Source organism: Acinetobacter tandoii, from assembly GCF_008867985.1.
Classification (GTDB): Bacteria; Pseudomonadota; Gammaproteobacteria; order Pseudomonadales; family Moraxellaceae; genus Acinetobacter; species Acinetobacter tandoii.
In genome coordinates this window covers 38,169-45,579 of the sequence record NZ_VXLD01000017.1, presented here as the reverse complement: position 1 = coordinate 45,579, position 7,411 = coordinate 38,169, and the positions used below count along the sequence as shown (strand labels likewise).

Genomic DNA, 7,411 nt, shown 5'->3' with positions numbered 1-7,411 from the left:
TTTAATATGAATTTAGATAAATCGAAATAGTGTGTGAGATAAAATTGATCAAGGCTAATAATGACAATAACAACCCAAAGAAGGGGGAGTAATCTAAATAAGCGCCGAATAAAAAATATAAAGGAAGATTTATAATTGTGGAAAAAATGATTATAGACAATTCCCATGCTTAGCCCTGAAAGCACAAAAAAGATGGAAACGCCATAAATACCTAAATTACCTAAGAGGCTGCCCGCTTGAGGATGCCACAATGTCCAACTGATAAGGTGATAAATCATGATGGCACAGGCGGTTACACCCCTTAACCAATCAAGGGTTTCATATCGTTTCATATATATTTTCTAATTAAGCATGAACGAAGTCATATGTCGACTCCGTTCAAAAGAAATTATTGCTGAATCAATTGCGTTAATTCATTCACATAAGCTTGCATCGGTTGCGGATTTTGATCCAAACGGCTTTCAATATTCAAGCGAAGCAAAGGTTCTGTATTGGATGCACGTACGTTAAAACGCCAAGTGCCGAAATCTAAGCTTACCCCATCAGTACGATCAATCTCAGGATTTTGATCTGCAAAATGGTCAAACAGTTTTTGAATTGTAGCTTGCGTATCTGCAACCTTAAAGTTGATTTCACCACTACATGGAAACTTGGTAATCATATCTTCAACCAAGCTAGATAAAGATTGCTGTGTTTCAGATAAAACGCTAATCGCCAGTAACCATGGAATCATGCCACTATCGCAATAAGCAAAATCACGGAAATAGTGGTGTGCACTCATTTCTCCGCCATAGACTGCATTATGTTCACGCATGACATCTTTAATAAAGGCGTGACCAGATTTAGACTGTACAGTAATCCCTTGATATTGATCGACAATATCTAAGGTGTTCCAGACCAACCGTGGGTCATGTACAATTTTTTCATTGCTTTGTTTTAACAAGAAGGCTTGAGCCAATAAGCCGACAATGTAATAACCTTCAATAAATTGCCCTTTTTCATCAAAGAGGAAACAGCGGTCAAAATCGCCATCCCAAGCAATGCCCATATCCGCCTGATGTTCTAGTACTGCATGACGGGTACTATCACGATTTTCAACTAAAATCGGATTTGGAATACCATTCGGGAATGTGCCATCGGCTTCATGATGAATTTTGATAAACTCGACTGGAACTTGCAGTTGCTTGAACTTTTGCTCCAGTGCATCAATCACATGTCCTGCTGAACCATTGCCCGCATTGACCACCAGTTTGAGTGGGCGAATTTTTTCAGGGCGAATGTAGGTGAGGAGGTGATCGATGAATTCAGGCAGAATATTGTAACTTTCAACTGTACCTCTACGCTCAACTGTGGTAAATGCGCCTGATTCCGCCAGTGCTTGAATATCTTTTAAACCGGTGTCAGCACTGATTGGGCGTGCATTTTCACGCACCAGTTTCATGCCGTTATAATCCATTGGATTGTGACTGGCCGTGATTTCGATACCCCCTTGTACGTCAAGATGGAAGGCACCGAAATACACTTCTTCAGTTCCTGTCATACCCAAATCAAGAACATTGACGCCAGCATCGATGAGCCCTTGGATGGTGGCTTGTTTTAGGCCTTCGCTGCTCAGACGGATATCGCAACCAATCACCACGGTTTTAGGTTGGTAAATTTGTCCATAGGCACGCCCAATTTTATAGGCAATCTCTTCATTCAATTCTGAGCCGAGTTTGCCACGAATATCATAAGCTTTAAAACAGGTAAGGCTGGTCATATTTTTAACTCATATTATTTGATAAAAAAGGCTCGAAATTCGAGCCTTTATTCTTATTCGACAGTAACACTCTTGGCCAAGTTTCGAGGCTGGTCTACATCGGTACCACGCAATACTGCGACATGATAAGACAGTAGCTGTACAGGGACGCTATACACGATTGGTGCTAAAGTCGCACTGATACTTGGTACACTTACTACGTGTTGGCGATCTTTATTGTGAATGCCACTATGTTCATCCGCAAAGACAAACAATTCACCACCACGTGCTTGAACTTCTTCCATGTTCGATTTGAGTTTATCTAGCATGTCATCTTGTGGAGCAAGAATAACCACAGGCATGTCATTATCGACCAAAGCCAACGGCCCATGTTTGAGTTCGCCCGCAGCATAACCTTCAGCATGAATATAGGAAATTTCCTTCAGTTTCAATGCACCTTCCAAGGCGATCGGGAAATGTGTGCCACGACCAAGGAATAAGCAGTGTTGTTTTTCCACAAACAATTCTGAAAGTCGCAAAATAGCTGCGTTATTTTGCAAAGTATCTAAAATAACCTTAGGTAAGTGCCATAACTCTGCTGCAATGCTTTGAATTTGATGTTCTGAAATGGTTTGTTTGATTTGACCAATTTTTAAAATCAGTAACATCAATGCGGCCAATTGCGTGGTAAAAGCTTTGGTTGATGCTACGCCAATTTCAGGGCCTGCCAAGGTCAATAAACTGTGGTTGGTTTCACGAATCATCGATGAAGTGGCCACATTACAAATTGCCATAGTCACAATATTGATATTCTTTGATACAGCACGCTTTTGGGTATCACGCAGTGCAGCTAAGGTATCCGCAGTTTCACCCGATTGCGAAATACATAAGTAAAGCGTGTTATTCACAATGACAGGAGTGCGATAACGGAACTCGCTGGCAATTTCGACTTGACATGGTACATCAATGAGTTGTTCAAACCAGTATTTGGCAATCATGCCGGCATGGTAGCTGGTCCCACAAGCTAGAATTTGCACTTGTTGAATGTTTGCAAAATCCGCTTCTGCATGCTTTAAGAAATCTGCGCGTAAAGCATTACCATCTAAAGCTTGAGAAATAGTTTGTTGTAATGCTTCAGGCTGTTCGTAAATTTCTTTCAGCATGTAATGCTTAAATTCACCTTTCGATGCATTGCTGACCGTTGCATCCAGTTCTTTCACTGGACGATTGACCAGTTGCCCATTTACAAATACTTCAATCTTGTCACGTGTTAAGCGAGCAATGTCACCTTCTTCAAGGTAAATAAAGCGGTTGGTAATCGGTAATAAAGCTAATTGATCCGAGCTAATGAAGTTTTCACCAATACCCACGCCAATCACAAGTGGTGAGCCTTCACGCACCGTAATCAGTTCATCAGGATAATCTGTGTGAATAATTCCCAGTGCATATGCACCTTTAAGCTGTGGTACTACACTTTGTACAGCTTCTAACAGGCTAGAGGTTGATTTCAAGGCATCATGTACCAGATGCGCGACAACCTCAGTATCGGTTTGTGAGGTGAATACATAACCCAGGGCTTCAAGATCATCTTTCAGCTCTTGATAGTTCTCGATAATCCCGTTATGTACGACGGCAACATGACCCGAGACATGTGGATGAGCATTATTTTCGGTTGGTTTACCATGGGTTGCCCAACGAGTATGTGCAATCCCAAGTGAACCTGTGACCAGTGATTCATTCACGGCTTGTTCAAGATTGGCAACTTTACCGACACGACGTTCACGTAAAATATCATCATGATTCACTAGCGCTAGGCCTGCCGAATCATAGCCACGATATTCCAGTCGCTTTAAACCTTCAATTAAAATATTGGTAATACTACGTTCTGCAACGCCACCGACAATACCACACATAGGAATATCCTCTTATTTCTTCAATTTTTGTGGACGTTGATAGTTTTCTTTGACTATCTGCTTTGAACGTTCAAAGGCTAAGTTGTGATCTTCAACATCACGGGTAATCACTGAACCAGCGCCGACAGTGGCACCATGGCCAATGCGTACAGGGGCGACCAGTGAACTGTTCGAGCCAATAAAGGCCGCGTCACCAATAATGGTTTTGAATTTGTTGGCACCGTCATAATTACAGGTAATGGTTCCTGCACCAATATTTGAATTTTCACCAATTTCGGCATCGCCTAAATAAGTAAAATGATTGGCTTTAGAACCCAGACCGATGCTTGAGTTTTTCACTTCAACAAAATTCCCAATATGGACTTCATTGGCGAGTTTTGCACCTGGACGTAAACGTGCAAAAGGTCCAATTTGGGTGTCTTCACCGACAATGGCTTGATCGAAAATGCTATACGGTTGCACTTTGGTGCCTGCAGCAATTTTGGTGTTTTTGATGACGCAACCTGCGCCAATCTCAACGGAATCACCCAGTTCGCAATCGCCTTCAATGATCACGTTAATATCAATACGTACATCTTGGCCAACTTTAAGCTTGCCACGTAAATCAAAACGACTCGGGTCAATCAAATGCACGCCTTGTTGCATCAATTGTTTAGCTTGGAAGTTTTGAAATTGACGTTCTAATGCTGCAAGTTGAATACGGTCATTCACACCTTCGACTTCAAAGTTCATCACAGGTTCAACTGAAGCGACCTCAAGACCATCGGCCAGTGCCATCGCCACGATGTCAGTAAGGTAATATTCACCCTGAGCATTATTGTTGGTGAGCTGTGGTAGCCATTGATGTAACTTGGCATTACTCACGCAATAGATACCAGTGTTGATTTCACGAATCTGACGTTGCTGTTCGTTGGCATCTTTATGCTCAACAATCGCTTGAATTTTCCCATTTTCGCGCACAATGCGACCATAGCCTGTGGCATCTTCAAGGGTTAAGGTCACGAGGCCAATCCCTGTTCCACGTGAAGCATCAAGTAATTTTTGTAATGTTGCGGGGGTAATACAGGGTACATCACCAGACAAAATCAGTGAGATGCCATCTTGAGGTAGTACAGGTAAAGTCATCTGAACAGCGTGACCAGTACCCAGTTGTTCTGCTTGTTCGACCCATTGTATTTGTTCATGGTTAAAGTGCTGTTGCACTTGTTCGCCACCATGTCCATAAATAGTGATGATGTGATCAGCATGGAGTTGCTTTGCTGTGTCAATCACATGTCCAAGTAAGGGGCGTCCTGCTAAGGGTTGTAACACTTTGGGGAGCTGGGAACGCATTCGGGTTCCCTTACCTGCAGCAAGAATAATCACAGAAGTTGTCATAACACACCTTACAAGCTGGCGCTAAGCCAGAGAAATATTGAGGTATATAAAAATACAGAGCGCTGCCCAAAGCCCCGCAATAATGTCATCGAGCATAATGCCAAATCCGCCGTGGACTTGGCGGTCAATGACGCGAATGGGCCATGGCTTCCATACATCAAACAGGCGAAACAGCAAAAAACCAATCAATGCAGAGAAGACACTCATTTGTCCGAAATAAATCAACGGTAACAAGGTAATAGATTGACCTGCAAACTCATCCCAGACAATGCGTCCATCATCATGTACGCCCATCACTTTGGCGGTTTGACCGCAAATATAGATGCCAATCAGTGACATGAAGATGATGGCGTATATGGAGTTGATAAAGCCTAAATTCAACCACAATGGAATAAAAAGCAGGGCAAAAGCCGAACCAAATGTGCCTGGTGCTTTAGGTAATAAACCAGAGCCAAAACCGACACCGCAAAATACAATACAGCGGTTCGACCAAGACATATGGTTAAACTGAATTGGAGGTTTATGCAAAGTGTTGATACCCTTGAAATTGAAGCGGATGATCTTTGCCATCTTTTTCAAATGTAAGCCCAGTAGATGTTGTAATAGTTCCAATCACCGTAATTTTTACATCTAATTGTTGTTGCAAAAGTTGTTGGTAATTTTGCGGGCTTATTGTAAAGCATAACTCGTAGTCATCACCACCTGCGAGTGCGTATTGCCATTGTTGTACTTGTGTTAAATGTTGCAGACTGACATCGATAGGGAGCTGTTCCAATTGTAGTCGAGCACCGACCTGTGATGCCTTAAGAATATGTCCAAGATCTTGTGCCAGTCCATCCGACACATCAATCATGGCAGAAGCTAAGCCTTTCAACTGCTGTCCAAGCTGGCAACGTGGTGTTGGGTAATCTAAACGGTGCTTTAAGGTATGATTTGGATGTTGAAGACCAAAGGCCGCATCACCGACCTGACCGCTGACGCAAACGTAATCACCGACTTGAGCACCTGAGCGTTTTACCGCTTGCCCCGTATCTACCCAACCGAGGGCGGTGACGGAAATGGTGAGGTGAGGGCTTTGGGTCGTATCACCACCAATTAAACTCACGCCAAATTGATCGCAACAATCGTAAAGTCCCCGACTAAATTCTTTCAGCCAGTCATGATCAATTTGGGGTAGGCTCAATGCCAATAAGATACTCTGCGGTTTGGCGCCCATCGCTGCAATATCGGAAAGATTCACGGCAACAGATTTCCAGCCAATGGCATGGGGAGGAGTATCGAGAGGAAAATGTCGTCCTGCAATCAAGGTGTCTGTGCAGATCACCAATTGTTGCTGCGGAGGCGGGGTAAGTACGGCTGAGTCATCTCCGACCCCTAAGTCGACTGAAGTATGCTTCTGTCGATTAAAATAGGTTTCAATGATAGAAAACTCAGCCATATTACTTACTACACGTCTTATTGTGCTTGTTGCTTTTCTGCTGCACGAAGGCTGTTGGCTAAACGGTCTAATACACCATTGATGTATTTATGACTGTCAGCACCACCAAAGTGTTTGGCAAGTTCAATCGCTTCATCTAAAACCACGCGATACGGGATTTCAAGATGTTCTTTCAATTCGTAAGCGCCTAAACGTAATGTTGCAAGTTCAACACCGTCTAGTGCTTCGATTTGGCGATCTAGCACAGGGATAAGAAGCGCATCCAAAGCTTCATGATTGGCAACCACTTGAGTCAGCAATTCATGATAATAGCTTAGGTCCACTTTATGCATGGCATTTTCAACACGCGTACGTGCTTCAATTTCATGCACTGGGTTGCGGCTCATTTGCCATTCATAAATGCCTTGTACAGCAAAACGACGTGCTTTACGTTTTGCAGCATAAGCGGCTTGAAGTGTTTGCGACATGCTTTAAATAGCCTTTAACAAGTTAACCATTTCAATTGCAGTAAGAGCAGCTTCGCTACCTTTATTACCTGCTTTTGTTCCAGAGCGTTCAATCGCTTGTTCAATGCTGTCCGTAGTCAATACACCGTTAATCACTGGTAAACCAGTGTCTAAGCCAACTACGCCTAAACCTTTGGCACATTCACCTGCAACAAAGTCAAAGTGAGGCGTACTACCACGAATCACAGCGCCAAGAGCGATGATGGCATCAAAGCGATCAGAAGCAGCCAGTTTTTTTGCAACCACTGGAAGTTCCCAAGCGCCTGGTGCATGAACAACAGTGATATTATCCTCTGATACACCATGACGTTTCAATGTATCAATTGCGCCTTCTAGCAAGTGTTCAACCACAAAGCTATTGAAACGACCAACTAAAATCGCGTAACGGCCTTCGCTCGCGAGATGTAATAAACCTTCAATTCGGCGAATCGCCATAGCA

The 7,411-nt window shown here is 43.1% G+C and carries 8 protein-coding genes; all 8 read right to left on the bottom strand.

From position 1 onward, the window contains the following. Nucleotides 1–332 (bottom strand): acyltransferase family protein (locus F4W09_RS15870; protein ID WP_151505350.1); only part of this gene is annotated, 332 nt, incomplete at its 3' end. A 56-nt stretch (nt 333–388) separates the two neighbouring features. Then, nucleotides 389–1,759: a phosphohexomutase domain-containing protein gene (locus F4W09_RS15865; RefSeq protein ID WP_151505349.1), complete on the bottom strand. Its 1,371-nt coding sequence runs from the start codon at nt 1,757–1,759 to the stop codon at nt 389–391. A 53-nt stretch (nt 1,760–1,812) separates the two neighbouring features. Beyond that, complete coding sequence (gene glmS, locus F4W09_RS15860; protein ID WP_044739728.1) at nt 1,813–3,651, bottom strand: glutamine--fructose-6-phosphate transaminase (isomerizing); 1,839 nt, start codon at nt 3,649–3,651, stop codon at nt 1,813–1,815. A gap of 12 nt (nt 3,652–3,663) precedes the next feature. Continuing rightward, a complete protein-coding gene (glmU, locus tag F4W09_RS15855; protein ID WP_151505348.1) occupies nt 3,664–5,028 on the bottom strand; it encodes a bifunctional UDP-N-acetylglucosamine diphosphorylase/glucosamine-1-phosphate N-acetyltransferase GlmU in 1,365 nt (454 codons plus the stop codon). A 21-nt stretch (nt 5,029–5,049) separates the two neighbouring features. After that, nucleotides 5,050–5,598, bottom strand: a complete 549-nt coding sequence (locus F4W09_RS15850) for a phosphatidylglycerophosphatase A family protein (RefSeq protein ID WP_044739726.1) — start codon at nt 5,596–5,598, stop codon at nt 5,050–5,052. Then, nucleotides 5,549–6,466, bottom strand: a complete 918-nt coding sequence (gene thiL, locus F4W09_RS15845; RefSeq protein WP_044739725.1) for a thiamine-phosphate kinase — start codon at nt 6,464–6,466, stop codon at nt 5,549–5,551. The genes F4W09_RS15850 and thiL overlap by 50 nt, the downstream gene beginning before the upstream one ends. A gap of 17 nt (nt 6,467–6,483) precedes the next feature. Further along, complete coding sequence (nusB, locus tag F4W09_RS15840; RefSeq protein WP_016165654.1) at nt 6,484–6,933, bottom strand: transcription antitermination factor NusB; 450 nt, start codon at nt 6,931–6,933, stop codon at nt 6,484–6,486. A gap of 3 nt (nt 6,934–6,936) precedes the next feature. Continuing rightward, a complete protein-coding gene (gene ribH, locus F4W09_RS15835; RefSeq protein ID WP_016165653.1) occupies nt 6,937–7,407 on the bottom strand; it encodes a 6,7-dimethyl-8-ribityllumazine synthase in 471 nt (156 codons plus the stop codon). Between the last annotated feature and the right edge of the window lie 4 nt (nt 7,408–7,411).

Bases quoted from the DNA above. Each gene is read 5' to 3' on its own strand.
- F4W09_RS15865 (WP_151505349.1), bottom strand. From the start codon at position 1,759: ATGACCAGCCTTACCTGTTTTAAAGCTTATGATATTCGTGGCAAACTC.
- glmS (WP_044739728.1), bottom strand. From the start codon at position 3,651: ATGTGTGGTATTGTCGGTGGCGTTGCAGAACGTAGTATTACCAATATT.
- glmU (WP_151505348.1), bottom strand. From the start codon at position 5,028: ATGACAACTTCTGTGATTATTCTTGCTGCAGGTAAGGGAACCCGAATG.
- F4W09_RS15850 (WP_044739726.1), bottom strand. From the start codon at position 5,598: ATGGCAAAGATCATCCGCTTCAATTTCAAGGGTATCAACACTTTGCAT.
- thiL (WP_044739725.1), bottom strand. From the start codon at position 6,466: ATGGCTGAGTTTTCTATCATTGAAACCTATTTTAATCGACAGAAGCAT.
- nusB (WP_016165654.1), bottom strand. From the start codon at position 6,933: ATGTCGCAAACACTTCAAGCCGCTTATGCTGCAAAACGTAAAGCACGT.
- ribH (WP_016165653.1), bottom strand. From the start codon at position 7,407: ATGGCGATTCGCCGAATTGAAGGTTTATTACATCTCGCGAGCGAAGGC.